18 protein-coding genes are annotated in these 26,706 nt (G+C 72.3%); 6 read left to right on the forward strand and 12 right to left on the reverse strand.

Annotation, left to right across the window (positions count from 1 at the left end):
• Nucleotides 1–59: 59 nt before the first annotated feature.
• From ACIP84_RS14405 to ACIP84_RS14420, 4 genes are all read right to left on the reverse strand, one after another.
• Nucleotides 60–1,112 (reverse strand): polyprenyl synthetase family protein, encoded by a 1,053-nt coding sequence (locus ACIP84_RS14405; RefSeq protein WP_401798062.1) that lies wholly within the window; start codon nucleotides 1,110–1,112, stop codon nucleotides 60–62.
• On the reverse strand, nucleotides 1,105–1,383 hold the full coding sequence (locus ACIP84_RS14410; RefSeq protein WP_355964516.1) for a polyprenyl synthetase: 279 nt from the start codon (nucleotides 1,381–1,383) through the stop codon (nucleotides 1,105–1,107). Before ACIP84_RS14410 ends, ACIP84_RS14405 begins: the two co-directional genes overlap by 8 nt.
• Before the next feature lie 109 nt (nucleotides 1,384–1,492).
• Nucleotides 1,493–3,574, reverse strand: coding sequence for a PE-PGRS family protein (locus ACIP84_RS14415; protein WP_401798063.1), 2,082 nt, complete (start codon nucleotides 3,572–3,574; stop codon nucleotides 1,493–1,495).
• Nucleotides 3,575–3,738: 164 nt separating this feature from the next.
• A complete protein-coding gene (locus ACIP84_RS14420; RefSeq protein WP_401798064.1) occupies nucleotides 3,739–6,591 on the reverse strand; it encodes an alpha/beta hydrolase family protein in 2,853 nt (950 codons plus the stop codon).
• 512 nt (nucleotides 6,592–7,103) lie between these two features.
• On the opposite strand from ACIP84_RS14420, the gene ACIP84_RS14425 reads away from it, so the two are divergent.
• A complete protein-coding gene (locus tag ACIP84_RS14425; RefSeq protein WP_401798354.1) occupies nucleotides 7,104–7,757 on the forward strand; it encodes a class I SAM-dependent DNA methyltransferase in 654 nt (217 codons plus the stop codon).
• 125 nt (nucleotides 7,758–7,882) lie between these two features.
• Here ACIP84_RS14425 and ACIP84_RS14430 read toward each other — a convergent pair whose 3' ends face one another.
• A complete protein-coding gene (locus tag ACIP84_RS14430) occupies nucleotides 7,883–8,944 on the reverse strand; it encodes an oxygenase MpaB family protein (protein ID WP_401798065.1) in 1,062 nt (353 codons plus the stop codon).
• Between the two features lie 84 nt (nucleotides 8,945–9,028).
• Here ACIP84_RS14430 and ACIP84_RS14435 point away from each other — a divergent pair, with 84 nt between their 5' ends.
• Entirely contained in the window at nucleotides 9,029–9,676 is a 648-nt protein-coding gene (locus tag ACIP84_RS14435; RefSeq protein ID WP_355964520.1) for a helix-turn-helix domain-containing protein, read from the forward strand.
• A gap of 473 nt (nucleotides 9,677–10,149) precedes the next feature.
• Here ACIP84_RS14435 and ACIP84_RS14440 read toward each other — a convergent pair whose 3' ends face one another.
• Both ACIP84_RS14440 and ACIP84_RS14445 read right to left on the reverse strand, forming a co-directional pair.
• Nucleotides 10,150–11,190 carry a vWA domain-containing protein gene (locus ACIP84_RS14440; protein WP_401798066.1) on the reverse strand — a complete coding sequence of 347 codons (1,041 nt, stop codon included), beginning with the start codon at nucleotides 11,188–11,190 and terminating at the stop codon, nucleotides 10,150–10,152.
• 330 nt (nucleotides 11,191–11,520) lie between these two features.
• On the reverse strand, nucleotides 11,521–12,048 hold the full coding sequence (locus ACIP84_RS14445; RefSeq protein ID WP_355964571.1) for an NUDIX hydrolase family protein: 528 nt from the start codon (nucleotides 12,046–12,048) through the stop codon (nucleotides 11,521–11,523).
• A gap of 527 nt (nucleotides 12,049–12,575) precedes the next feature.
• Between ACIP84_RS14445 and ACIP84_RS14450 the strand changes: the two genes are divergently transcribed.
• Nucleotides 12,576–12,836, forward strand: a complete 261-nt coding sequence (locus ACIP84_RS14450) for a hypothetical protein (protein ID WP_401798067.1) — start codon at nucleotides 12,576–12,578, stop codon at nucleotides 12,834–12,836.
• A gap of 71 nt (nucleotides 12,837–12,907) precedes the next feature.
• Here the strand turns inward: ACIP84_RS14450 and ACIP84_RS14455 are convergent, their stop codons facing one another.
• The 3 genes from ACIP84_RS14455 to ACIP84_RS14465 form a co-directional block, all read right to left on the reverse strand.
• On the reverse strand, nucleotides 12,908–13,699 hold the full coding sequence (locus tag ACIP84_RS14455; RefSeq protein ID WP_401798068.1) for a class I SAM-dependent methyltransferase: 792 nt from the start codon (nucleotides 13,697–13,699) through the stop codon (nucleotides 12,908–12,910).
• On the reverse strand, nucleotides 13,687–14,910 hold the full coding sequence (locus ACIP84_RS14460; RefSeq protein ID WP_401798069.1) for an NUDIX domain-containing protein: 1,224 nt from the start codon (nucleotides 14,908–14,910) through the stop codon (nucleotides 13,687–13,689). The genes ACIP84_RS14455 and ACIP84_RS14460 overlap by 13 nt, the downstream gene beginning before the upstream one ends.
• Before the next feature lie 87 nt (nucleotides 14,911–14,997).
• Nucleotides 14,998–17,061 carry an ABC transporter ATP-binding protein gene (locus ACIP84_RS14465; RefSeq protein ID WP_401798070.1) on the reverse strand — a complete coding sequence of 688 codons (2,064 nt, stop codon included), beginning with the start codon at nucleotides 17,059–17,061 and terminating at the stop codon, nucleotides 14,998–15,000.
• A 473-nt stretch (nucleotides 17,062–17,534) separates the two neighbouring features.
• On the opposite strand from ACIP84_RS14465, the gene ACIP84_RS14470 reads away from it, so the two are divergent.
• A complete protein-coding gene (locus ACIP84_RS14470; RefSeq protein WP_401798071.1) occupies nucleotides 17,535–17,876 on the forward strand; it encodes a DUF5713 family protein in 342 nt (113 codons plus the stop codon).
• Between the two features lie 111 nt (nucleotides 17,877–17,987).
• Here the strand turns inward: ACIP84_RS14470 and ACIP84_RS14475 are convergent, their stop codons facing one another.
• Entirely contained in the window at nucleotides 17,988–18,359 is a 372-nt protein-coding gene (locus ACIP84_RS14475; RefSeq protein ID WP_401798072.1) for a DoxX family protein, read from the reverse strand.
• Between the two features lie 180 nt (nucleotides 18,360–18,539).
• Nucleotides 18,540–19,598 (reverse strand): helix-turn-helix domain-containing protein, encoded by a 1,059-nt coding sequence (locus ACIP84_RS14480; RefSeq protein ID WP_401798355.1) that lies wholly within the window; start codon nucleotides 19,596–19,598, stop codon nucleotides 18,540–18,542.
• A 268-nt stretch (nucleotides 19,599–19,866) separates the two neighbouring features.
• On the opposite strand from ACIP84_RS14480, the gene ACIP84_RS14485 reads away from it, so the two are divergent.
• Both ACIP84_RS14485 and ACIP84_RS14490 read left to right on the forward strand, forming a co-directional pair.
• Complete coding sequence (locus tag ACIP84_RS14485; protein WP_401798073.1) at nucleotides 19,867–23,550, forward strand: S8 family peptidase; 3,684 nt, start codon at nucleotides 19,867–19,869, stop codon at nucleotides 23,548–23,550.
• Nucleotides 23,551–24,109: 559 nt separating this feature from the next.
• Complete coding sequence (locus ACIP84_RS14490) at nucleotides 24,110–26,671, forward strand: bifunctional serine/threonine-protein kinase/ABC transporter substrate-binding protein (protein ID WP_401798074.1); 2,562 nt, start codon at nucleotides 24,110–24,112, stop codon at nucleotides 26,669–26,671.
• Nucleotides 26,672–26,706: the final 35 nt, after the last annotated feature.

Here is a 26,706-nt window from a genome sequence, read left to right on the forward strand (position 1 = left end):
GCGAGGTAGGCCCCGCGAGGTTCTGGCGGTTCCTCGCGAGGTAGGCCCCGCGACCCAGGTCAGGACACGCGTACCGCGGCCGAATGCGCCAAGCCGGTCAGGGCGTGGGCCGCAGCCGCGGGTACGTCCAACTCGTGGAGCGCGCCGAGGGCCTCCTCGACCCGGGCGCTGATCATGTTCTCGACCCGGTCGGGCGTCTTGAGCCGCCGCATCACCCCGCGTACGGCCTCCAGACCGTCCTCGTCGAGATCGTGCCGCCCCAGCAGGGCGCGCAGCCGCTCGCGCTCGTCGGCACCGGCGATGCGCCACGTCTCCGCGAGGAGTGCGGTGGGCCGATGGCCGCGTACGTCGTCGGCGTTGGCCTTGCCGGTGTGCCGAGTGTCGCCGAACAGGCCGAGCAGATCGTCCCTGAGCTGGAAGGCCTCGCCCAGCGGCAGCCCGTAGGCGCTGTACCCCTCGCGCAGCCGGTCCCCGGCCCCGGCGAGTGCACCGCCGATCAACAGGGGTTGCTCCACGGTGTACTTGGCGGTCTTGTAGCGGATCACCTTCAGCGACGCCGTCGTGTCCGGCGTGACGCCCGTGTGCAGGATCTCCAGGCATTCACCGGCGACGAGATCGCGGGCCAGCGCCGCCCACAGCGGGCGGGCCCGGCCGAGGTAGGCGGCGGGCAGGCCGCTCGTGGCGAACAGCTGCCCGGCGAGCGACATGAGCAGATCCCCGACGAGCATCGCGAGGGACCGGGCGGCATCCGCGGCCTGCGGATGGTGCCGTACGGCGCTCCCGAGGGCGACGTGGGCGGTGGGCCGTCCGTGCCGCAGGGGACTGTCGTCGATGAGGTCGTCGTGTACGACGGCGGCCGCGTGCACCAGCTCCATGGAGGCCGCCGCCCGCACCAGCGCGTCGCTGTCGGGCTGCCGGGCCGCCCGCCAGCCCCAGTAGCAGAACGCCGCCCGTAACCTCTTCCCGACCGAGACCGACGCCTCGAGCTGCTCGGCCACCGCACCGAGTGCCGGATCGACCGCCGCCAGCAGGTCCGCCTCGTCGGCGACGAAGCCGTGCAGGACCTCGTCGACGCGCGCCTTGAACGCGGCCGACTCCCACCGCTCAGCCACGCTCGCCCGCCCGCCGGGCCAGGGCGTGCCGGGCGAGAACCTCCAGGTGCGCCGGGGGTGCGGCGGCGTAGCGATCCAGTACGAGGCGCCCCCGCGCGGTCAGATCCCGCTCGGCCTCCGAGACCAGCTCCGCCGCGTCCGAGCGCCGAGCCAGTCCCCGTACGACTCCGAGTGCGGACCCCAGCGTGCCTACGGCCACATCGGCCAGTCCGGCGACCAGGAGCACCGCCTGCTCACCGGGACCTCCGCTGCGCCTTGCTTCCCGTGTCATGACGTCTCCCCCTCCACAGCGCACCGATACGGCGACGCAGATCACGTGCCGCGGATGTCAGCGTCGCGGGGTGACGGGCACGGACGAGCGGAAACTCACGAACGAGTGATCACTCCGATGGAGCGTACGGATCATGGACGAGGGGCGCGGCGGCCCCGGCGTCGCCATCGGCGCCGGCCCCGGCCTCAGCTCGGGCCTCGGCCCGAATCCGCTGCATGAGTTCGATCATCCGCGCGATGACCGGCCCGGGCAGGCCCGGGTTCTGGGCAGCCGCGTACGCCGTGTCCTTGTTGCGCAGCAACGGGAGCAGGGCCCGCGCCGGCAGTCGGGGGTGCCTGGCCGCGGCCCGCTGCACCTGTTCGTACGGGTCGTCCAGCAGCCGCACCGCCGAAGCGGGCGTCAGACGGGCGTCGGTCGCGGCCCGCAGCCGGACCTCCTCGTTGCCGTCCCGGCTGAAGCGCTCGACGAGCTCGGCGGTCGACTCCGGGTCTTCCAGGGCGAGTTGCCGCATACGCGGGTTCGGGTCGTCGGCATGACGGAGCAGGTCGCGGCGCGGGAAGTTCGGATGGCTGCGGGGACGGCCGGGTGCGCTGAGGCTGCCGTTCCACCACTGCCACACCCGCAGCAGCATCTCGGCGGGCGCGTCGTCGCACGACTCGGCGAGGAAGAGCTGCACGACACGGTCCTCGTCGCGCGCGAGCGACTCGACGACGTCCGGTGGGAGGCGCTCGGCGCGCGCGACGCTTCTGCGCACGAGGGGGTGGGAGGAGGCTCCCAGGCGCCGCATGGCCCCGGGATCGTCGTGCAGCGCTCTGACCCAGTCGAGCGCGCCCGAGTACGTGCCCGGCTCGAAGTCGTAGGCTATGGAAGCCCGTTGCTCCTCGGTGAGATCGGGACGCGTGGAGACCGTGAACCGTACGCCCTCGTCGGGGTCTTGGGCGAGAACGGCGACCAGGTCGCCGTCCAGCCACGGGTTGCCCGCGAGGTCGCCGCGCCGGCCGGGGTCGCCGTGGTGGGCCAGATGCTCGGCGAGTTCACGCTCGAGCCGACAGGTCCTCACCGCCTCGCTCGTGTCGAGTCCCTCGGCGTCGTAGGCGGACCGGGGCAGCGGGTGTTCCTGGTGGTGCCGGAGGCGCGCCGCGACGCGGACCGTGCCGTCGGGGTCGTCGAGAAGCGCCGACCGGACCGGGTCGTCCAGCTCCGACCAGGCCGTCGCACGGCATGCCGAGGCGCGCACGGAGGGATCGACGTCGCGGGCCAGCACCGCGAGCAGGCGGGCGGGCAGACCGGTCAGCCGGGCCGCCTCGTGGCGGGTCTTCGCGGACGGGTCCGCCGCGAGCCGCGCGTACGCGGTGTCGGTGAGCTGTACGCGGCGGTCTGCCGCGTACAGCGTGAGGACCCACCGCCTCCGGGCGTCCTGCTCGCCCAGGATCAGGCGTTCCCACTGCTCGGCCGTGATGTTCGGCTGGACCTCGGCGAGCAGCGCGCGCACCGGCCACTCGGGGTGGACCATCGCGGACTCGACGACCGAGGCCGGGAGGTCACGCCACAGGAGGTGGTGGGTCAGGCCCAGGAGACCGGCCCGAAGGTCCTCGGAGGTGGCAGGGTTGTGTGCGAGCCCGTGCGCCCACTCGTCACGCACCCTCGGAGAGGGCTTCAGCCCGCGGAACAGCCATTCCCACGCGGCAGCACGCTCCTCGGCGGTCTCGCTGCCCGCGGCGCGCGCCTCCGCCTCCCGCCGCTCCTCGAAGCGGTCCAGTGCGACGAGCCAGACGTCGTACTCCTCGCTGGTCACCCCGATCAGAGCGTCGCCGTCCGTGGAGAGGGTGACGAACTCGGGCCGGCCGGACCGCTCACCGAGGACTCCGGCGAGGTCCCACCGCTCGGTGAGCCGCACCCGCGTCCAGCGCCGCGACGTGTCCCCCGACACACTGCCGGCCACGTGGATGAGGAACGTGCCGTCCGTGCCGATGACTCCCCGCTCGACGGTCAGCCGGTACCACTGCCGGTTGAGCTCGGCGACCAGGTCCGGAGCGTCCATCCGTACGGCCACGGTCGGTGTGGTGCCGGCCGAGACGACGGGCCGCCAAGCGGCCCAAGGCCGCACGACCCCTTCGACCCGATTTCCCTCCACGACGTCCAGCCCGGCCTGCCGCAGCCGGTCCACGAGCCTCTCCCGCCCACCTGTCATGGTCACTCATCCTGCCCGAGGCGACACGAGAGGCGGACACCGCCCCGTCAAGGGATCGGTGTCCGCCTCCGTCGTGCCACGGGATGCCATGGGCTGCCACGTCAAGTGATGTCACGCCAGGTCATGTCACCCCGCGGCACTCAGCGCGGCGAGCAACGCGCACCCTACGACGCGTCCCGCACCGTCCCCACGAACTCGGGCCCCGGTACGGGCTCCCAGGTGGCGTCGTACGTGATCAGCTGTGCCCGCAGCGACTCCTGCGGCTCATTCACGGCGTCCTTGGCCGTGGGCACACTCACCTCCGCGGTCGTCGCGCCGGCCGGGACGGACACGGGCAGGTTCAGGCCGCCGAACTCGATCTGGGAGAGGGGCGTGGGCGTGGCCGGCACCTCCCCGAGCTGCTCCTTCAGCCATGCCGGGTCGACATCCGCCGTGGTCAGCTCCGTACCGCCGGCGGGCGGCAGGAAGGAGACGTGGCCGCTGATCTCGGCGTCGGCCGGCTCGGACAGCGTCACCCGCCAGGTCAGCGCGGCGCCCTCGGTCACGGAGTCGGCGACGGGCGTCACGGCCACCTTGGGCATGGGGTCGTCGTTCCGCACGGTCACTCCGCCGCGGTGCGCGCCGATCGCCGTGCCGCGTACCGCCTTGACGAAGGCGTCGTGCGTGACGTCGTAGCCGAAGCGGTCGTTGCCCCGTACCTCGACCGGCAGGTCGATGTCATGGCGTCCCGGGCTTACCGTCACCGTGCGGGAGGTGAACTCGCCCGTGGCCGGATCGGGCACGAACAGCCGCACCTGGCCGCTGCCCTGACCGGACACCCGTACCGGCACCCGGTAGGTCCGGACACCGGAGTCACCTTCCGCGACCGTCAGACGTCCGACGTCGACACGCGCCAGCGCGGCCGGACGCACGGCCGGCGTGCCGGGGCGCCAGCCCCAGGCGTCCATCAGCCACGCACGACCGGCAGTCGTACGCGGAGTCAGCTCGAGTGCCGTGATCCGCTTCAGATCCAGGCCGGAACGGACGGCTGCGGACAGCGGTACGCGCACCTCGCGCGCCCAGTAGGAGGTGGTCCGCTCGCTGCCCGGGAGCCCCTCGACACGGGTGCGGCCCAGGTGCGCGCGGCGCCCCGAGGCGTCGGTCACGGCGACGTCCAGCTCGGTGCCCGTGCTGTTGGGCGGGACGATCACCCGAAGGGCGAGAGACCCGGATCCGACCAGGGAGACCGGCCGCGCCGAGCGCACCGCGACCGGCGTTCCGGGACGCGACCACTCCATGGCGACGGCGTCACGGCCCGGTTCGGGCGAGGCCTCCCAGTACGCGAAGTGCGGTGAGGCACCGCCCGCGTCGGGGGACAGGCACGCACGGCCGGGGTCCGGGTCGATCTGGGCGCAGAGCCTGCCGCCGCCGGACACGCTGAGCGGGGAGGAGCCGGGAACGAAGGCCGGCGTACGGTTCGCGCCGACGGCGTGGCTGAGGGCGCGGACCGGGCCGGCCGAGGGCGCGCGGCGGCCGGTGCCGTCGAGGAGCGGACGGACCCGGTCGTCACCGGCGACGAACAGCCGGGCGGCCGCGGCGATGTAGGTGGCGCCGGCGGCCTGCTGCTGTGCGGCGGTGAGACGGGTCCTCGTGCCGGGGGAGCAGACCGGGTCGGGCTGCTCGTCGGACCAGAAGTCGTCGAAGGCCGGAGCCTGTGCCTGGCCCGGTGTCCACTCGCTGTTGAAGAAGTTGTGGTTGGCTCCGACCATGTAGACGGCGCTGTGCAGAGCGGTTCCACGGCTGACACCGCGCGTGCCGTCGACGAAGTTCTGGCCCTGGAGGTCGGACACGTCGCCGTCGCAGCCCGGCAGGATGGTCATGGAGGGCACGTCGGGCGCGGGGTTGTTGCCGAAGATCGTGGGTCCGATCGGCACGGTGCCGAGGATCTTCCACCGGACGGGGCCCCGGTAGCCGTCCTGGTCGGCCGGCGGCGGGGTCAGGGTGTCGAGCGCGGCCCGGTTGACGCCCTCGCCGCCACGGGAGTGGCCGACGAGCAGGACCCGCGACAGGTCCGCCGCGGAGGACCTGCGTACGGCGGCCGGGGCGGCGGCCCGGTCGGCGGACCAGTCGGCCCAGCGCGCCAGGTGCTGCCGTATCAGGGACGAGCGGGCCTGGGCGCCGCCGTCCTCGGCGCGGAAGTCCTGGCCGTTGATGCCGTTGGCGGATATGGACAGGGTCACGTACCCCTGGGAGGCCAGGAGCCGCTGGGCCCGCAGATACCCCTGGTGGCTCGGTATCGGCTTCGAGCCGGCGGCGCAGGGCCAGTCACCGGTCACCTCCTCGGTCCCGGGGGTGTAGCAGGTGCCGTGGCGCCCGTGCAGGAACAGGGCCACGGGCCGCTTCCCCGGCGCACCGGCCGGACCGACGACCGTGGCACGCATCTCGACGGGCTCGGGGAAACCGGGCAGCCGCACGGACTTCAGGTCGTACTCGCCGCTGACGGTGCGGTAGCGACCCGGCACTCCGGGGTCCACGCCGTTCGCGGGGAGCGGGGCGCCCGGCAGCGCGGTCGGGGCGGAGGGGGTGAGGCGCGCGGAGCGGGCGGGACCGGCCGCGTCGAGCCGCCGTCCGCCGGCCGTGACCCGCAGCTGGGTCCCCTCGGTGAGCTGCACGTCCTGGAGGGGCAACCCGAAGGAACGGCCGTCCCGCGCGGCCACCGGATGGCCGAGAAGCCGGTCGCCGGCGTGGAACGCGACGCGGGCGTCGCCGATGGGGACGGGTTCGGGCGACGTCCACACCAGCCGGCGGTGAGCCCCGGCGCCGGAGACCTGCCAGCCCTCGGGCAGGTCGAGATCGCCGAGTCGGCTGCCGGCGGCGGCAGCCGAAGGTGCTCCGGATGGCGATGCCCCGGATGTGGGTGCTCCGGTGGCGGGTGCTCCGGAGGGGGCTGGCGACTGTGCGAACGCCGCCCCGGGTGACACCGAGGCCAAGGCGAGTAACGCCGCGGCGGTGGCCACGCCGCGTGTAGCACGTATCAAAACGGACTTCCTCACGATCGGTCCTGTGGGGAACGAGGGAGGCGTGTGGAGCGCGTCGGGGACTCAGATGTCGCGGATGTGCCCGAACGTGCGCGCCGACCTCCCCAGCCCCTTCTCTCGCCTTCGGAGGATGACAACGACCCCGTGCGGGTTGCCTGGTGGCGCGAACACGCCGTCTGTCCGGCTGAACTCCCTCTCCTCAGGAATACATCCACTGGGCAGACGCTTCGGGGCCGGGCAACAGATCGCTCAGGTTGCCTAGACGTTAGGGGTCTGGTTCGAAGAGCGGTGCCCGGGGTGCGAGTTCGCGAAGTTCGGTGGGCGGGAGCAGTTCGCGATGTGTGGCGGACGGGCGCGTCGGGAGGCGTGCTCGCCGGTGGGCGCCGCCCGTCCGAGAGGAACTCTCCGTGGACCGAAGGTCCCTGCTCACCGTCGCGACAGGGGATCATGACCAGCAGCCGGCGGGTGGCGGGCAGTCGGCGTACGACCCGGTCTCCGGCTACGGTCTCGGAATGAGCGAACTCAACACCTTGGCCGCGACTCGCGACGCCTACGACGCCATCGCCACCGTGTACGCGCAGCAGTTCCAGGACTCCCTGCGGGACCGCCCCTTGGAGCGCGCCATGTTGGGTGCCTTCGCGGAACTGGTGCGGTCGACCGGTGACGGCCGCGGCGAGGTCGCGGACCTCGGCTGCGGACCGGGCTACGTCACCGCCCACCTGCACGGGTCGGGTCTGAACGCGTTCGGCGTCGATGCCTCGCCCGTGATGGTCGCGCTCGCGCGTGAATCCCACCCGGGGCTGCGGTTCGAGGTCGGTTCGATGGCCCAGCTGGACATCGAGGACGGCGCGCTGGGCGGCGTTCTCTCGCGGTGGTCCGTCATCCACACCCCGCCGCAGGACGTCCCTGCCATCGTGGCCGAGATCGCCCGGGTCCTGACACCCGGCGGGCACCTCTTGATCGACTTCCCCGCCACGGACGGCCCGCATCTCGCGACGCAGAGCTACGACCATGTGGTGGCGACCGCCTACCGCTGGAACCCCGACCGCCTTGCCGCACTCCTGCGCGAGCACGGACTGACGGAGGTCGGCCGCATGACCATCGAGCCGTTGCCCACGGACCGACGGCAGTTCCAGGAGGTCGAGCTCCTCGCCCGCAAGGCGTGACGCGACGAACGCGCAGCTCGCGGCCGGACCGCAGGCCTCACGGAACCAGCCGGGCCGCAGCCGCGTGATCCAGGGCGACCCGGCCTGGGCGACCGGCCAGGGCGATGGGCCCTGGGTGACCGGCCCTAGGCGAGCGGCCCCAGGCTGTCCTGGGACTCGATGAGCCCCTGCTCGCTCGGGGCCAGGCCGTCGTCGAGCACCCGTGCCATCTGCCGGGCCCGCAGATCGAGATGCGCTTCGGCGGGCTTCGCGAAGCCGTGGCGGGCGCGGGCCTCGGCGGGGGTCAGGACTTCCTCGCGGCGGGGCGGAATGCCGAGCTTCATGGGGGCGACCACCGCGACCGTGGACGGGGACTGCCGTGCCAGCAGGAGCAGCTCGATTCTGGGGCTGAGGTGCGCGAGCGCGAACGAGGCCTTCATGACGGGCACGATGAGGACGTCGAGGGCCCGCGACTGCCGGATGCCGGCCAGCTCGCGCATCCAGCGCGGCATGGTGGCAAGGGTGGCGATCCGGAGCGCCTGTGCGACGACCAGGCCGGCCGGCCTCGCCCAGAGGGGCGTAGGCGGCAGCACGAGGTCGGCGCGCAGCAGGTGGGTCATGGCCTGCCGCGCGATCGGGCTGGCGGACAGCTGAGGACGCATCCGCTCGAAGTAGGCCCGCACGCCCTCACGGTCACGCGGGACGTCGTCGGGGGAGCAGGTCTGAAACTCCGCGGCGGTCGCGCACGCCTGCCAGTACTCCCGCTCCTCCTCGGCGGTCAGCTTGCCGGGACCGTACTTCTCGTACGCGTACAGGATGGAATGCCAGCCGGTGAGTTGGATCCACAACTGGGAGGCGGGGTCGTTGGCGTCGTAGGTCCCCTCGCCGTAGGGCAGTCGTCCGACGGCCTTGGAGTGCACCTTGACCAGGACGTCCGCCGCCTTGCACACCTCGCGCGAGCCGGCGAAGGCCACCATCGCGAAGTACCGCAGGGTGCGGTCGTAGCGCGTGCGCGGACGTTGGTAGATGCCCTGAGTCCCGTGTACGGCGGCCACCAGGGGCGGGTCGAGCTCCTCGACCACGACGGACCGCTGGAAGCCGACCGTAAGCGACGTCGGATAGCTCCAGACCTTCCACACCACCGACCCGGGGCCGAAGAAGCCGTAGTCCTCGTGTGGTTCGACCTCGCTCCGTTTCAGCAACGCCATCGTTCCGCTCCTCGCCTCGCGCCCGCTCACGCCATTACGACAGTGCTGTCTTAAATTAAGACACGGATGTCGTAAACTGCCAAGGTGTCTGCCAACACCGCTTCGGAAGCCACGCCGCGCAAGCGGCGCCCCTACGCCCCGCGCGTCCCGCTCGCGGAGCGCCGCGAGCAACTGCTCGACGCGGCGCTGGCTGTGATCGTCGGTGACGGATACGCCGGGGTCTCCATCGACGCGATCGCGAAGCGGGCCGACGTCGCCCGGTCGGTGGTCTACGGCGTCTTCGAGAACCTGGGTGACCTCCTGGGCGCCCTGCTCGACCGTGAGCAGGGCCGCGCCTTCCGGCAGCTGCTCGAGACCGTTCCTGAAGGGGTGGACCCTCGGGAGCCCGCGGCGTTCGCCGCCGAGAGTGTGCGCCGGATGTCCACGATGCTTCGCACCGCCCCCGACACCTGGCGGCTGATCCTGCTGACACCGGGGGACATGCCCGCGGTCGTCCGCGACCGCGTGGAGGCGGACCGGGAGCGGTTCCGCCAACGGGTCGCCGACTGGGTCACCGCCGTCCTCGCCGACCGGGGCGGCTCCGAGCTCGACCCCCAGATCCTTGCCCACGCCTTCGTGGCCTGCGTCGAACACTTCGGGCGCACCGCGCTCACCGACCCGCAGAGGTTCGCCCCGGAACACGTGGCCCGGCAGGTGGAGATGCTGTTCCGCGCGCTCTGGCCCGCCGAATGATCCGCGAGTGGATCCGCCGGACCGGCCGCGTGACGATGGGGCCGGATCGGTATCCGAAGTCCTGCCGAGCCGGCCGCCCGGGCATGGCCAGGGCTGAGAACTCCTCAGTCTTCAACCGGCACCGCGCGCGTCTCCTGCTCTTCGTCGAGAGCCGGGACCCGGATCCCGCTCAAACGCGCTCAGCTCTCGCTCCGAACCGACCTCTGCCTCCGTACCCGTCTCTCAGAGGGCTCCACCGGAATCCCGGGAGTGCATCGGACGCCTGGGTCCGGCGAAGGCGCCGCCTCCGGCCGTCGGTCATCGCCCGTTCGGGTGACGGCGGCCTCGGCTGCCGAAGCGTGACTCCCGGCTGTCGAGGCTGCGTGTGCGGGGCGCCGTCGATCGGCCGGAGACGCCCGCCGTGGACCGCTATCGGCAATCACCGGATCCCGGTCTCGACCCGCGACCGGAGTGGCGGCTCCCCGGACGAGGCGTCAGTGCATCAGCAGAAGCCTGGTGTTGGGCACGAGCTTCCGGTTCACGCTGGTGCTCTGCACGAAGATCGTGAAGTCGTCGTTGTGGTCGGGCTTGACGCGCACCTCGACGTCCGGCAGGCCCAGCAGCGATCGGGCCTCGGGCCCCGTGTACACCCGGTCCGTCTTCTTCTCCAGGACCGCGATCTGCTTCCGCGCCTGGATCTTCTCCGACTTGCTCAACTGGTAGAACGCGCCCCCGGTTCGGTAGGTGTGCCCGCTTTCGACGACCCAGTCCCGGATCGCCGCATCCCGAGCCACCGCGATCAGCTCGTACTCCGACGGATCCACGGGGGCCAGGCCGGCCGCCTCGACGGTGTCCATGTTCACGGCGTCGGCCCCCACGGAGAACACGGCCCGTGATCCCCTGATGCCCTTGCTGCGCCCCACCATGAACTTCTCGGTGGCCTCCTGGATGACCTGCCCGGCCTCCTCCAGACCCTGCGTGCTCGTGGCGTCCCAGATGGCGATGTTGTCCTTCGGGAAGCCGCCCTGCATGGCCTCGTGCCTGCCCATCTGGTCCGGAACCAGGACGGCCAGCGTCCAGTTGTCCTCCTGCGTCCGGATCATCTCCGCCACGGCCTTCACCAGTTCACGCGGATCCTTGCTCGGAGCGTCCGGGCAGCGGTGGCTCGCGTTCTCCTGGCCGTCGGTGAGCACGAACGTCAGGAAGCTGTGGTCGCCGTACAGCTGCGCCGTCTGCGCGAGCTCCCGCTGGGACTTCAGCGCGGCCGCCAGCAGAGCCGTCATACCGCCCACCCGGTACAGCTGCTTCAGTGACGGCATCCGCAGCACGTCCTTGTCGTAGATGACGCACTCCACCTTGTCGGCGAAGACGTACACCGTGACGCGGGTCTCCTGGTCCAGGTCCTTCGACCGGCGGGCAAGGTACGCGATCTGCTGGTCGGCGACCTCGATGACCTTGCGGCTCAGATGCGACATGGACGAACTGGCGTCCAGTACAAGAGCAACGTGGTTGATGTAGTTCTGGCTTCGGGTCATGACAGCTCCCCCTCGTTCCGACTCGATGCACCCACCGTCTCACCCACCACTGACAATCGAACGTGGCTTCGAGGGGGGCGCCGGAGGGGGGTCGTAGGAGGCGGGGCACGGTGAACGGGCCGCACTGACCGCCGACCCGCCGGCCGTCTCGACGATGACGGGGGGCGGTGACAGTCGTGTCGGGCGACCCGTCCGGGCGGTCGTCCAGGTCGCGCGAGGCAGTGAAAGCCCGTGCGTTCGTGGGGTTTGTCGGGATCTACGAGTGCGCGTGCTGCTGCTGCCCGGTCCCGGGCGGCAGCAGCACGTCGGCCGTCTTCGTCGGCCTGGCTCTCAGTACGCGTGCCCCAGGTGTGCGATGGCCTGCTTCAGCAGCACCCCGCGGCCGTCCGGCATCTCGTTCTGTACGGCGGGGGAGGCCGCCTCCTGCGGGCTGAACCAGACGAGGTCCAGTGCGTCCTGCCGTGGGCGGCAGTCGCCGCTCACCGGCACGATGTACGCGAGCGAGACCGCGTGCTGGCGTGGGTCGTGGTACGGCGTGATGCCGGCCGTGGGGAAGTACTCGGCGACGGTGAAGGGCTGCAGTGAGGGAGGGACGCGTGGCAGGGCCACGGGGCCGAGGTCTTTCTCCAGGTGGCGTAGGAGTGCGTCACGGACTCGTTCGTGGTGCATGACCCGGCCGGAGACCAGGGTGCGGCTGATGGTTCCGTCCGCGCCGATCCGCAGGAGCAGGCCGATGCTGGTGACTTCGCCGCTGTCGTCCACACGCACGGGTACGGCCTCGACGTACAGGATCGGCATCTGGGCCCGAGCCGTGTTCAGCTCGTCGGTGCTCAGCCAGCCGGGCGTGGTCTCAGTCATGTCGGACATCGCTTGATCATACTTTCCCGACTGTGCCTCGGCCTAGGTCGCGTGTCTGCCAGGCGGGTGGGAGTCGAAGCGGGCCGGTGTGAAGGCGTGAGTCGTACATGTCGGCCGCCGATGCGTTCGGCGACGGGCCCCCAGCGCCGACTCGGGGCGGCCGCCGCGGCGCCTGCGGGGTGGCGTCGGTCGGCCAGGGTGCGTCGGCGATCAGCGCAAGCAGTCGGCCGAGCGTCTCGCGCTGCTCCCGGTCGAGCGCTCCGAGCGGGTCGGTGGCGCACGGCATGGCCGTACGCAGCCTCGATTCGTGCCGACCACTGAGCACCGCCAGGTGCTACCAGGCGCCACCTGGCCCCGGCACCACTGCAGAGAGGGTTCTCCATGTCCCCCAAGGTCGTCCTGATCACCGGAACCTCCTCCGGCATCGGCCTCGCCGCCGCCGTCTCCGCCGCCCGTACGGGCTTCACCACCGTCGCCACACTGCGCGACCCGGCCCGCGCCGGCGCGTTGCGCAAAGCGTCGCGAACGTGGGCGTCCAGGAGAGCGCGATGGCCGAGGCCGGCGTCTACGGTACGGCGCCGGCGAACTATCTCGGCCGCACCCGGGGCGCCTTCGCCGCCGCCCAGACGTCGGAGGCGGTGGGGGAGGCGATCACCGAAGGGCTCACCACCGATCGACCGGCCTTCCGCATCCAGACGTCGGACGCGGCCCGCACCTTCGTCGGCGCGAAGCCGGCGGACCTGGACGGCTCGCTGGTTCAGACGGCCACCTCGGCCTGGGTGGCCTGAGCCACGCTCCGGGCAGAGCTGGGGGACTTCCCGTGTCTGTTTCCTCGCCCCGTTCCCTGGTCCCGTTCCTGTCATGGAGTCCTCCGTCGATCCGCTCCGCGGCGGGACAACGCGTGTACGAGACGGCCGAGTTGTCGGTACGGGTCTCGTGTCGAGGCGGCCCACTCCGTCTGCAGCGCCTGCACGTACTCCTCAGGGCCCGGGGTCCAGTCCACGAGGTGGTCGTGGAAGATGCGCACCCCCTGCCAGGGAAGCGGGGCGAGCCCGTGGTCGGCCGCGAGCGCGTCGAGGGCCTCGGCCGTGTCCCCACGCGTCTGGAGGCCGAGATTCCCCGTGCTTGTCGCGGCGCCGTGCTCGATGAGGCCACGCGCCGCCCGGTACTCGCCGCGCAGGGCCTCACGGAAGCCGGTCGCGGCCCGGTTCTTCGTGAGGATGCTCAACACCCCGTCGCGGGCCACCAGCCCCGCGAGGCGGCTGATGGCGTCGGCAGCGTCATCCAGGTACATGAGCACCCCGTGGCAGCACACGGCGTCGAACCGCTCTCGCTCGAAGGGAAGGCCGTCGATGCCTGCTTCGACGAGCCGGATCCGCGGGGCGAGGTCGGGCCGCGTGCCCACGCGGCGGGCCGCTGCCCCGAGCATCTCTGCGGACGGGTCGGCGGCCGTCACATGGTGTCCGGCCGCGGCGAGCCGAAGCGTCATCTCGCCGTCCCCGCAGCCGACGTCCAGGACGCGCGCAGGCCCGGTGGGCAGCTCGGCGAGAAGTCGGCGCGCGACGAGGTCGTGTCGCAGGCGGCCCCGGGCACTCAGGGAGTGAGCGGAGTACGCGGCGCCCACGGCGGCGAAGTCGGTCAACGCGCCCACCCCCACTCCGTATAAGGCCTGCCGGCCTGCACTCCCTCGATCGCCGCGCGGGTGTACGGAACGATCGCCTCGGGCAGGTCCCCGGGACTCCACCACTGCCACGCGCAGCACTTGTCCGGCTCCCGCAGCTCGGGTGTGCCTTCCCAGCGGCCGGCGCGGAAGAAGAGCTGGATCCTCGGTGGCCGGTCCTCGGGACGCTCCCGGGGCCATGCCCCGGGCCGTTCCCGGCCTCCTTCCCCGGGCCGGTCGACCAGGTGCACCGTGTGGACCAGTTCGAGGTCTTCGCGGTCGATCACGAGACCGGCCTCTTCGTACGCCTCACGGACCAGGCACGCGGTCGCGGACTCCCTCTCGCAATGACCGGCGAGCGCATGCCACGATCCACCCGCGTACGCCGAGTCCGGGTGGCGACGGCCCAGCAGGATCCGGCCGTCGTGCTCCAGATAGAGGTGGACGCCGACGATGTGCGGGACGGTGCCGGGCGGCGCCGCCGCATGTGCCCCCGTCTCGGAACCCGCCGTGAGGTCGGCAGCCGGTACGGCGTGCTCGGCCGCGTGCTGTGCGAGGAGGTCTCTGGCGGACGCCTCCATCGGCAGGAACGGGCGTCTGCCCGCCACCGCGCCGGCGTTCACCGGAACGATCGTGCCGTCCCGCCCTGAACGTGCGAGCTTGGCGCGCAGCGCGGGTGAGTGGACCTCACCGGACGACAGCCAGACGGCCTCCGAGACTTCCTCGGTCTGCGGGGCGAGGGCGGGGGAGGAGGCGTCGTCGGTGAGGCGGAAGACGAAGCACACGTCGTAGTGCTGGTGGGCGGGTTCGGCCTTGGACGGACGTGCGTCGATGTCGTGGACTCCGATGTCGATGGGGCGGTCGCCGAACCGGGATGTCAGAACGAGAGCGGAGGCGGGGAGCCCGGTCTCCTCCTCCAGTTCCCTCAGGGCGGCCGCGAGCAGCGACGCGTCGGAGGTCTCGACGTGCCCGCCCGGGGGGAGAAGGAGCCCGGAGGCGTTGTGCCGTACGTGCAGGACGCGCCGGGCGCGGTCGATGACGACCGCGCTGCAGGTGATGTGCCCGGGCAGCGTGGAGCGGTGGGTGGGATCTCCGTCGGCGTCCAGGGAGTGCAGCAGCCCGGACAGGTCCGGGTGTTCATCGGGGTGCTCGGCGAGGTAGGCGGTGACCAGATCGCGTACGTGGGAGAGGGACGGCGGCATGTCAGAACCTCACGTGGTACCGGGCGGAAGGGACAGGACGGGGAGACGGAAGCGCCGACACAGAGGGCTCCGTCTGGCGGAGGCGGGTCATGACGTGGCCTCCCCGGCGCCCGCCGGAGCGCCCGGAGCGGTCGATGTGTTGCGAGCGCCCGAAGCGCCCGAAGCGCCCGAAGGGCCCGGCGGCTCCGCCGACCGTGCGGGCTGCGCCGGAACGGTCGGCTGTACGAACTGACGGGCCTGCAGCTCGTACGCCTTTCTGAACACCCCTGCGCCGCCTGCCGGGTCCATGAGCTCGGCGAAGGTGCCCTGCTCGGCGACCCGGCCCTCGTCGAGCACGTAGATCACGTCGGCGTGGCGGGCGCTGGCCAGGCGGTGGGTGATCAGCACAGTGGTCTGCCCCTTGTCGGCCAGCTGGTGGATCTGATCGAAGACCCGCTGCTCGGCGGCCGCGTCCAGGGCGCTGGTGGGCTCGTCGACGATCAGCACGGCGCCGTCGCGGTGCCGGGCTCGGGCGAGGCCGAACTTCTGCCACTGGCCGCCGGAGATCTCCTGCCCGCCCTTGTAGCCGCGGGTGAGGAGGGAGTCCCAGCGACGCGGGAGTCCCGTGACGACCTGGTCGGCCCCCGAGTACGCGGCGGCCGGCGTGACGGCCGCGTCGTCCATCGGACCGGACGTCCGCCCGATGCCGACGTTGACACGGGCGGTGAACGGCCAGCGGAAGAAGTCCTGGGCCACCATCGCCACGCGCGCGAAGACCTGCGCCCGGTCGGCTTCCGCCGTGCTCACGCCGCCCCACAGGACTCTTCCGCTGTCGGGGAGCCGGGCGCCGCTGAGCAGGCTGATCAGGGTAGACTTGCCGGCGCCGTTGCTCCCGACGAGGGCGACGGTCCTGCCACGGGGGATGACCAGGTCGACCTCGGACAGGGACGGCTTGTCCTTGCCGGGGTAGGTGAAGGTGACCTGCTCGAAGCGGACCTCGTCCACCTCCTCCGGCAGGTCCCGCCCGCCGGTGGGGATGGCGCGCCGGACGGCCTCCGTGCACAGGGTCTCCAGATCGGCGACGAACAGCGCCTCCTCCTGCACGTCGGTGACACGGAGGACGAGGTCGGTGATGCTGGCCGAGCCGGTGCGGATCGCCAGGACCGCCGTGCCGGCCACCGCCAGGTCCATGCGTCCGTTCCACAGGAGCAGTCCGAGGACTCCGTAGGTGGCGACGGTCGCGAGGCCGCGGGCCGAGTCCGCCAGTACATGGGTGCGCGCGCCGGTCCAGGCGAGCCGGGTCTGCTCACGCTCGCTCGTGCGCGCCATCTCCCGGAAGTGCGTGAGGAGGAAGGGCGCCACGTCGTGGACCCGGATCTCGGCCGCGGCCTGCGGGTTGATCAGGAGCTGGCTGATCAGCTTGGCGGCCCGGACATGCTGCACGAAGCGGTGCCAGCTGACGTACCGATGCCTGGCCATGGTGAGCGAGCCCCACGCGCTCGGCAGCGCCATGAACGCAAGCAGCGGCAGGAGTGTCCAGTGCAGCACCGCGAGAACGCCGGCGGCGGCGATGAGGGAGATCGCCGAGGTGACCACGGCGGTGCAGTAGCCGACCATCCGCCGGGCCGCGTCGGCGCCCCACTGCGCGGAGTCCATCAGCTTGTGGAAGGCGTCGTCCTCGATCGCCTCCAGCTCCACCTTCGCCACGAGCCCGAGATAGCGCTCGGTCGCGACCCGCTGGGCCTTCGGCTCCAGAATCCCGGTGGCAGCGGCCGAGGCCGACGCGCACGCCGAGCCGATCACCGCAAGCACGGCGACGAGGGCGAGTGACGGCAGCGCGGCGCGGAGCCTTCCGGTGATGTCGCCGGACGCGAGCAGTTCGACCAGGAGGGAGTTGACCGCGATCAGGGAGACGGCCTGCGCGATCCCGCGGGTGATCTCGCAGACGGCTACCGTGACGAACGCCCGCTGGTCGGCCTCGCGCGCCAGCCGGATCGCGACCGCGACCTGCCGTGGCAGCGCGCCGGCCATCTGCCGCAGTCCCAGCTTCAGCCAGGCCCCGTCGTGGCTGCCCCAGCCGTAGTCGTAGGTGAGCTCGCCGCCGAAGAGCAACTGCTCGGATTCCGAGGGCCCGTCCGGCGAGGAAGGGGCGGTGACGCTGCTGTCGGTCATCCCCACCACCTCGTATCCGGTCGTGCTGCGCAGGAGGCGCCGGCGGTGCGTCGGGGCCGCACCGCCGCGGTCGGAAGGCGGACGGACGCTGGCTCAGCGGCGGGGGGAAGGGCGGTCCGGGGATGCGGCAGGGGGTGCATGTCAGCCTCCGGGAAGGGGTGCGGTGAGGGGTTGCCAGGCTCAACGACGACCCCCGCCCTCTCGAACACATGACTTTTGGACGTGCTGAGAACCCCGACTCCAGGCGAAAGTTCGTTCGTTCCTGGTACATCGACCCTTGTCGGGGCTGGCCTTGGCGTCGGTTCGCCGGTGGCCGAAACGCCGACGCCGCCCCGAGCGTGCGAACAGGGCGGCGTGGGACGAAGCGACAGGGCTGGGGCTGCCGGGGTGCCTGACGCGGTGCGTTGTCAGTGGTCCCGTTCAAGATGGGCACGTCAGTCCTTCTTCATCCCTTCTTCCAGGACGGAGGCGTCATGCCGATCACGAACCGGCAGGTGGCCGGGCACGCGTTTCTCCGGCAGATGTACGCGGACGCGTACTTTCCCGACCATGTCGTCGACAAGGGCAGGGCGATCCTGATGCGGCTGTGCGAACGGATCGAGGCCGAGCCGCCGGCCGACCTGGCGGCGCTGTACGCACTGACTCGGGCGGCGACGGACGAGTTCAATCTCCTGGAGGCGGAGTTCGAGGCTGCGGGGAGCGAGATCGAGACGGTCGCGCGGGAGGTCATCGCCGAGGACTTCTGGTGTGTGGCGTCGGCCTACGGGTTCGCGGACGCGGACGTGGAGGAACTGATCGCCACGCGGGAGTGGTGATCCGAGGCGCCTGTGGGAGCGACGAGAGGCCGGGGAGCCGGCCTCGGTGCCTCGCTCCCTCGGGTGCCCGGCCGCGCGCCCGCGGTCTCTCGGTCCCGCGCGCCCTCGGTGTCAGGAGTCGGCGCGGCCGACGCTGCGTGCCCACAGGATCAGCGGGATCTGGAGGGGAAGGCGGCCGTAGGCGAGCGCCTGTGCCTTCGGCGAGCGGGTTCGCCAGTCGTAGGCCATCTTGACGTTGGCCGGGAAGACTCCGGCGAAGAACAGGGCTGTGGCCCGGGCGCTGGCCTTGCGGGTCGACGGAAGGGCGAGGCCGGCGGCGAGGGCGAGTTCCGCGACCCCGCTGGCCTTGGTCCAGGTCTTGGGGCTGCCCGGAAGGGACTCCGGCACGGTGGCGTCGAACTGCTTCGGGGAGACGAAATGGGCGACGCCCGCTGAGGCGAGCAGGCCGGCGAGGAGGAGGGCGGAGCGCGTGGACCGGGACATCGGATTCCTTCGGACGGGGCGGGGTGGCGACGAGGAGGGACGGGCACACCTTACCGGCCGGTAAGTATGTGTGGCGGGTGCATTCCGCCTCCGTCCCGTGTGCGAGCCCGCCGACACAGGGCCGTCAGGGGCCCGGTGACTGCCGCACCCGCGTGGAGGCCGTCCTCGACGGGCGCCTGGTCAGCCGTTCGTCAGCCACCCCCGCTGCGCGACCTGCCACACCAACTGCGTCCGGGTCATGGCCCCGGCGCGCTGCATCAGGGCCTGGATCCGGCGCTGCACCGTGCGCTGACTTACCCACAGCTGGGAGGCGATGGCCTTGTCCGCCACCCCGGCGACGATCAGGGAGAGCAGATACCGCTCGTCGTCGGCGAGGTGCACCACCGGATTCGGGCCGTCGTCGAAGTCGGCCAGTTCGCCGGAGTCCGTGACGTGCAGCGGCGTCGCCGCCGCCCACTGGCTCTCGAAAAGGGCGATCAGCGCGTCGAGCAGACTGCTGCTGTGGATCACGGCGGCCGTCGGCTCGCCCGCCTGGTCGGCAGGACCCGTCGCACGTTCCGTACCGTCGAGGACCTCCCCGCTCTCGTACACGAGAGGGCAGACGGCCATCGAGCTGTCGGCGATCACCAGCCGCACCGGCAGCGATCCGACGGCCCGCGCCTGCTCGCCCGCGCGAATGCTCCGGGCAACGTTGTCAACCATCCCGGGTCCTTCCAGGAGTTCGCGCTCGTAGATCGTCTTGTAGCGCACCCCCCGGGCGAGCAGCTCCCACTCCTCGTCGTTCTCCGCCGCCGCAAGGGCGACCGGACGGGCCTTGCAGAGCCAGCGCATCTCCCCGGCCCCGTACGCCATCTGCCGGAGCCGCTGGCGGATCACGCTCGCGCCGGTGATCACCTCGACGAGCTGCCCGGCGTCGTGCCGCCGCCCGCCGGCCCGGTACTCCTCGGCGAGCTGTTCCACACCCCGCCGTGCCCATTCGAGCGCCTCGTGCCCGCGCAGCAGCAGCGGGCGCAGCGCCGCGTCGGGCGCCATCGGCACGTATCGCTCGGGACCGCCTGCCGGTGGCTCGGCGGCCCGCCCCACCAGGCCCTTCTCGTGGAGGGAGGCCAGCAGCGACTCGACCCGGGCCCTCTCCCACCCCAACTGCGCGGCGATTGCGCCCGTGTCGGCTTCCCGAACCCCGAGGAGGAAGCGGTACACCCGCTCCTCCGCGGCGTCGACTCCGGCCGCCTCCAGCATGTGCCCTTCGCCCATGACGCCTTACCCCACCCCGGTTGACGTGATCACCCCCGTACCCCAAGTGATCAAATCACAACAGGACCGTCGGAAACGAGAGCGCGCATTACCACGCCGGTCCGGCAAACGGCCTGCGGTGCGGGCACGTTGGCGGCGAGTGGACATGTCACTTCTTCGACAGTCGCAGGCTGTAGCGAAGGTGATCGTTCCTGTTGAGTCTTGTTTCCGCCGGACATGGATCCCCTCCGCCGGCGGAAGGAGTGCCCTCAGCATGCGCAGCAGACGGAGAACCGCACTGCTCGGATTCGCCCTGGCAGCCACCATGGCCGCGGGCGGCATGGCGTACGGCGCCGGCCCACTCCCCACGACCGGGGAGGACGCGGTGACCGCCGCGCCCCGGGACGCCGTCCGCACGGCCACGGTCACCCTGGTCACCGGCGACAAGGTGACGGTGGCCACCCGGGCGGGCAGGACCCTGGCCGTCAACGTCACCCCGTACCGGGGCAGCGCCGCCGGACTGCGGACCTACACGGTCGGCACCGACGTGTACGTCGTTCCCCGCGACGTCGAGGCGCTGGTCCACAACGGCCGGGTCGACAAGCGACTGTTCAACGTCACCCGACTCGTCGCCCAGGGCTTCGACGACGCCCACCGCGCGTCGACCCCGCTGATCGTGCGCTACGACTCCACCGGCACCCCGACCCCCGGCGGGGCCCGTCTCACCCGCAAGCTCCCCGGCGTCCGCGGCGCCGCCGTCACCGCCGACAAGGCCAAGGGCGACACCTTCTGGGAGGCCGTCGACGACGACAGCGCCCGCGCCGGAACCCCCAAGGCCCGTCTGTCGGGCGGCGTCCAGCGCCTCTGGCTCGACGGCAAGGTCGACGCGCTCCTGGAGAAGAGCGTCCCGCAGATCGGCGCGCCGGAGGCGTGGGCCGCCGGATACGACGGCACCGGCGTCAAGGTCGCCGTGCTCGACACCGGCGTCGACGCCACCCACCCCGACCTCGCCGACCGCATCGTCGAGAGCCGCAGCTTCGTCCCCGGCGAGACCGCGCGCGACGGGCACGGCCACGGCACCCACGTCGCCTCCACGATCCTCGGCAGCGGCGCCGGCTCCGATGGCAGGTACCGGGGCGTCGCCCCCGGCGCCAAGCTGGTCGTGGGCAAGGTCCTCGACGACGGCGGCTCCGGCTCGGAGTCCGGGATCATCGAGGGCATGGAATGGGCCGCGCACTCCGGCGCGAAAGTCGTCTCCATGAGTCTGGGCGGCCAGGAGGGCGCCGACGGCACCGACCCCATGTCGCTCGCGGTCAACGAACTCACCGCGAGGACGGGCGTCCTGTTCACCATCGCGGCGGGCAACAGCGGCCCCGGCGCGAAGACCGTCGGCTCGCCCGGCGCCGCCGCCGCGGCCCTGACGGTCGGCGCCGTCGACGCGGACGACGCCGTCGCGAGCTTCTCCAGCCGGGGCCCGCGCGGCGACGGCGGCCTCAAGCCGGAGATCACCGCACCGGGCGTCCGGATCGTCGCCGCCCGCGCGGCCGGCACGACGATGGGCGCGCCGGTCGGCGAGCTCTACACCACCGCGAGCGGCACCTCCATGGCGACACCGCACGTGGCGGGCGCGGCGGCGATCCTCGCCCAGCGCCACCCCGACTGGTCGCCCGCCCAGCTGAAGAACCGCCTCGTCAGCACCGCGAAGACCACCGCCGACACCTCCGTGTACGCCCAGGGCGCCGGCCGCCTCGACGTGGCGCGCGCGGTCCGCCAGCCGGTGTCGGCCGACGGCACGGTCGACTTCGGCCTGCGGGGCTGGGACGACTCGGCCACGGTCGAGAAGAGGATCGAGTACGCCAACGACGGCGACGCCCCGGTCACGCTGGCGCTCTCGCTGGAGAACGCGGGCGCGACGCTGCCCGCCGGCACGCTCGCCCTGGGCGCCGACTCGGTGACCGTCCCCGCGCACGGCACCGCCGCGGTCGCCGTCACCCTCGACAGCGGCAGGCTCACCACCGGCTCGCACGGCGCGCACGTCACCGCGCGGACCACCGACGGGACGGCGGTGGTGACCGCGATCGGCTTCGGCCGGGACGTGCAGCGCTTCGACGTCACGCTGAAGGTCCTCGACCGCGACGGCAGGCCGACCGCAGGCACCGCCGCGATCACCGACACCTCCCTGGACAGGGCGGTGCTCCCGGAGACGTACCCGGTCGGCGAGGACGGGACCGTCGTGGTGCGGGTGCCGCGCGGCGAGCACTCCTTCATCGCGGAGATCTTCCACTACAGCCCGGACTGGAGCATGCTCCACGAGTACACCTACGGAGCCCGGCCCGGCACGCTCATCGACTCCGACCGGACCCTCAACTTCGACGGCTCCAAGGCGAGCCCCGTCACCATGGCCACGCCCCGCCCGTCGGAGACGAACCGCCTCCGGGTCGGCATCACCTCCCGCTCCTCCTCGCAGTCCCTCGTGCAGGACCGCGAGACCTGGCTGGGCGGAGAGACGGCGGTCTACTCGGTGCCGTCGGCCACCACCGACGCCGGCCTCTTCGAGTCGCGCGTCGGCTGGTCGCTCAGCGCCCCCGCGCTGTCGGCCCGGCTCGCCGGCCACGGCGGCCGTGCCCTGGACGTGTCCTACTTCCAGGGCTGGACCGGCTCGGCGCGCTTCGACGGCGGCCGCACCCTCCGCGTCGCCAAGCCCGGAGAGGACGTCCGGGGCAAGCTCGCGCTGGTGAAGCGGGACCCCGGCACCACCACGTACGCGCAGGTCGACGCGGCAGCCGACGCCGGAGCACTGGCCGTGCTCGTCTACAACGACACCCCCGGCGGCTGGCTGGCCGGCAACTGGAGCCCGAAGGAGACGCGCATCCCCGCCATGACCGTCTCCGGCACCGAGGGCGAGCGGCTCCTGGCGCTGACCGGCGCCCGGATCACCTTCTCCGGCACCGCGGTCAGCCCGTACTCCTACGAACTGCTCAAGTACCGCGGCGGCGGCATCCCCGCCGACCAGCGCTACCGCGTGCGGGCCGGTGAACTGGCCACGGTCGACTCACGGTTCCACAGTACGACCGCCGGAGCCGAGGCCGGATACAGCCGGCTGATGCACGCGCCGATGCAACCGGTGGCGAACTTCGCCTTCGGACGGATGCCGCTCCAGCGCACCCTGACCGAGTACGTCACCACGGGCCTGCGCACCTACGAGGCCATGAAGCTCGGCCCCGTGTGGACGGCGGGCGGCACCTGGCAGGTCACGGCCGCCACGACGTTCGCACCCGGACAGCAGGTCCGCCGCGACTGGAACAAGGCCGTCGTCCGCACCGCGCTCCCGGGCGGCCTGGACAACGCCGCGGCCCGTGACGGCGCCGTCGCAGGGATCACCGCCGCGGGACTCCTCGACAGCGGCTCCGGACAGTGGGCCGTGATGCGCAACGGCACCGACAAGGAGCTGACCACGGTCTACCGGGACGGCACGCTCCTCGGCACCGCACCCGCCGCCGCCGTCGCCTTCCCGGTGGTGCCCGAGCGCGCCGAGTACCGCGTGGTCACCGACGTACAGCGGGACGAGGCCGGCTGGAACACCTCCACGAAGGTACGCACCGACTGGCGCTTCCACTCCGCGCAGGGCGAGGGGCGGACGCTGCTGCCCGTCCTGTCGGTCGACTACCGCCTCGGTACCGACCTGGCCAACAGTGCCCGGACCAGGTCCCGTACGCCCGTCGGTCTCGGCGTACGGCACCCCAAGGGCCTCGTCGGCCCGGCCGTCACCGGGGTCGAGCTGTGGGCCTCGTACGACGACGGCGCCACCTGGCGCCAGGTCCGCCTGGACGGCCGTCTGAACGGCGCCATCGACAACCCTGCGGCCCCGGGCTTCGTCTCGCTGAGGGTCACCGCCACCGACGCCGACGGCAACTCCGTCGACCAGACGGTGACGCGGGCCTACCAGGTCCGCCGCTGACGGACCGCAGCCGAACGGCCGGGGTCCCCGCGAGGGAGCCCCGGCCGTTCGCGTCAGCAGAACGCACCGCGGCCGTACGAACCGCCGACGGACCGTTCGACTTCGTGGCCGGCCTCGCTGTGCCGCTGCCGGTCGTCGTGATCTGCGAGCTGCTCGGAGTCCCGCAGGCCGACCGGCCCGAGGTCCAGCGCTGGTCGGCGGAGCTCTTCGCGGCAGGCGAGCCTCGGCAACGCCCTTCTGGCACTGCTCCAGCACCCGGCCGCGCTGGACCGCCTCCGGGCGAACCCCGACGTCCCCGCCACGCTGGATGAACTGCTCCGCTTCGACTCGGCGGTGAGCACGGCCACGTTCCGGTTCAACGCGGAAGCCGTCGAGCTCGGCGGCACGACTGAACGCCGCCGCGCCCCTGACGGACGCGGCCGGGGCGGGTCTCGACGACGGTGCCGGATCCCCCACAAGGGCGGGCGAGCCGCGCAGGGCGCTCGGGCAGCCTCACCGAAGACGTGTTCCAGCCGTCGTTCCGTCACCTGATCGGACCAGCAAGTCCTAGAGTGTGCGCGTGACCGAGCAGAATCCCGAACTCATCGCCGGCCGCTACCAGCTGGTCGAACGCATCGGCCAAGGCGGCATGGGCCGGGTGTGGCGTGGCCTCGACCAGCAGCTCTTCGGGCGCGAGGTCGCCGTGAAGGAGATCCTGTTCCCGCCGGGCATGGACGACGACGACCGAGCCGTACTGCTCCGGCGGTTCACCGGCGAGGCCCGCGCAGCGGTCACTCTCAGCCACCCCGGAGTCATCACCGTCCACGACGTCGTGGAGCATCGCGGAGCCCCCGTCATCATCATGGAGTTGATCCGCGGGCAGTCCCTGGCCGCCGCCATCCGAAGCCACGGCAGGCTGCCCGTACGTCGGGTGGCCGAGATCGGCGCCGCCATGCTCGACGCGCTGGCCGAGGCGCACCGGGCGCGCATCGTCCATCGCGACATCAAGCCGGACAACGTGCTCCTGACCAAGGACCGTGTCGTCCTGACCGACTTCGGCATCGCCCACCTCGCCGACGCCACGACCAAGCTGAGCCACAGCGGAATCGTGATCGGCACGCCGCAGTACATGCCGCCGGAGCAACTGGACGGCAAGCGCCCCACTCCGGCCAACGACCTGTGGGCGCTCGGCGCGACCCTGTACCACGCCGTCGAAGGGCGCCCGCCCTTCGAGGCGGAAGGGCTCCACGCCCTCGCCGTCGCGGTGTTCACCAGCCCGCACCGGTCGCCCGTCCATGCCGGCCCGCTGACCCCCGTCCTCGACGCGCTCCTCACCAAGGACCCGGCCCAGCGGGTGAGCGCCTCGGAAGCGGCCGAGATGCTCGCGTCGGTGTTGCGGTCCTCGGGTGGTGCTGATGTGTCCGCCGAGCGAGGGCCGGCGCGCGAGCCTGGCCCCGAAGCCGAAGCCGAAGCCGAAGCCGAAGCCGAAGCCGAAGCCGAAGCCGAAGCCGAAGCCGAAGCCGAACTCACGCCCAGCCCCGCCCACACGCCCGATCCGAGGGTGCCTCCTTCGCCTGCACCTGAGCCTGCGCCCGCGCCCGCGCCCGCGCCTGGACCTGCACCCGCACCCGCGCCTGTGCCCGGACCCGTTCCGGGCGCGGCAGCGGAGCACGCTTCCGTCCCGCCCATGCCGCAGCAGGCGCCGCCGCCCTCACCGACTCCGCCGTCCCCCACCCCCACCGTCCCGGACTCCGGGGCCGCCGCCGGTACTCCGCGCGGCCGGGTGCCGGACCGCCCGACCGGCCCGCCCCTGCCCGTGGGCGAGAGCCCGGTCGCGCCCGACGCGACCGTCGACTCGGGACACCGAGGCCCGACGTCCGCCCCACGGCGATCCCTCACCCGGCGCTCCGCGATCCTGGGCACGGCACTGGCGGTACTGACCTCGGGATCCCTCCTGACCTGGGCCCTCACCCGTGACGATGACGCCGCGCGCGGCGGAGCGGCCGGCAGTGGAGCGGGGAACCCCTCCGTCACGGTGGTGATCGGTGTGGACGCGCCCCTGAGCGGCGGACTGTCCTCCATGGGCGTCGGCATCAAGAACTCCGCCGACCTGGCGGCCAGGACCGCCAACGAGTCCCGCCACGTCCCCGGCGTGACATTCGAGATCAAGGCGCTGGACGACGCGGCCGACCCCGCCAAGGGGGCGGCCAACGCCACCCGGTTCGTGTCCGACGAGAAGGTTCTCGGCGTCGTAGGCCCGCTCAACTCCGCTGTCGCCCGCACGCTGGTCCCCCCGCTCGCGCGGGCGGACGTGGTCAACGTGTCACCGGGCAACACCGACCCCACCCTGAGCCTGGGCCCCGACTGGGCCGCCGGGACCAGATCCCGCCCCCACTCCACCTACTTCCGTACCATCGCCACGGATGTCGACCAGGGGCCGTTCGCCGCCCGGTACCTGCACGAGGCGAAGAAGACCAAGCTGTACGTCATCGACGACACGAGCGCCCACGGCACCGCACTCACCGCCGGTCTCACGGCCGAGTTCACCGAACTCGGCGGGACCGTCGTCGGCACCGAGCAGGTCGACCCCGCGGAACGCGCCTTCGCGGGACTCGCCGTCCGCGTACGAGCCTCAGGCGCCGACGCCGTCTACTTCGGCGGCTACTACGACACCGCGGCACCCCTGTCCCAACAGCTCAAGCAGGCGGGGGTGAACGTCCCCCTGATGGGCGGCGACGGCATCTTCGACCAGCAGTACCTCACGGAGAACCCGCAGGCGGAAGGCGACCTCGCGACCCAGATCGGCGCCCCCGCCGAGGAATCGGCGGCAGGGCAGGACTTCCTCGCCCGGTACCGGAAGGCCGGCTACCCGGAGCCGCCGGGCTGGTACGGCCCGTACGCCTACGACGCGACCTGGGCCCTCATCGAAGCGGTGAAGACGCTCGTGACGGACAACGGCGGCGCACTCCCGGACGACGCCCGGGCGAAACTCCCGCCGGCAGTCGCCGGTGTCGCCTTCGACGGTGTCACCGGCCGTGTCGCCTTCGACAAGGAGGGCGACACGGTCAACCGCAGGCTGACGGTGTACACGGCGGACGACGGGAGCTGGAGGATCGCCGCCCCGAGCGGTCCCACCCCCTGACCCCGCCCCACGGCGGGCTCTCCGCGCCACCACTC

The organism is Streptomyces sp. NPDC088707 (assembly GCF_044752725.1).
GTDB lineage: Bacteria > Actinomycetota > Actinomycetes > Streptomycetales > Streptomycetaceae > Streptomyces.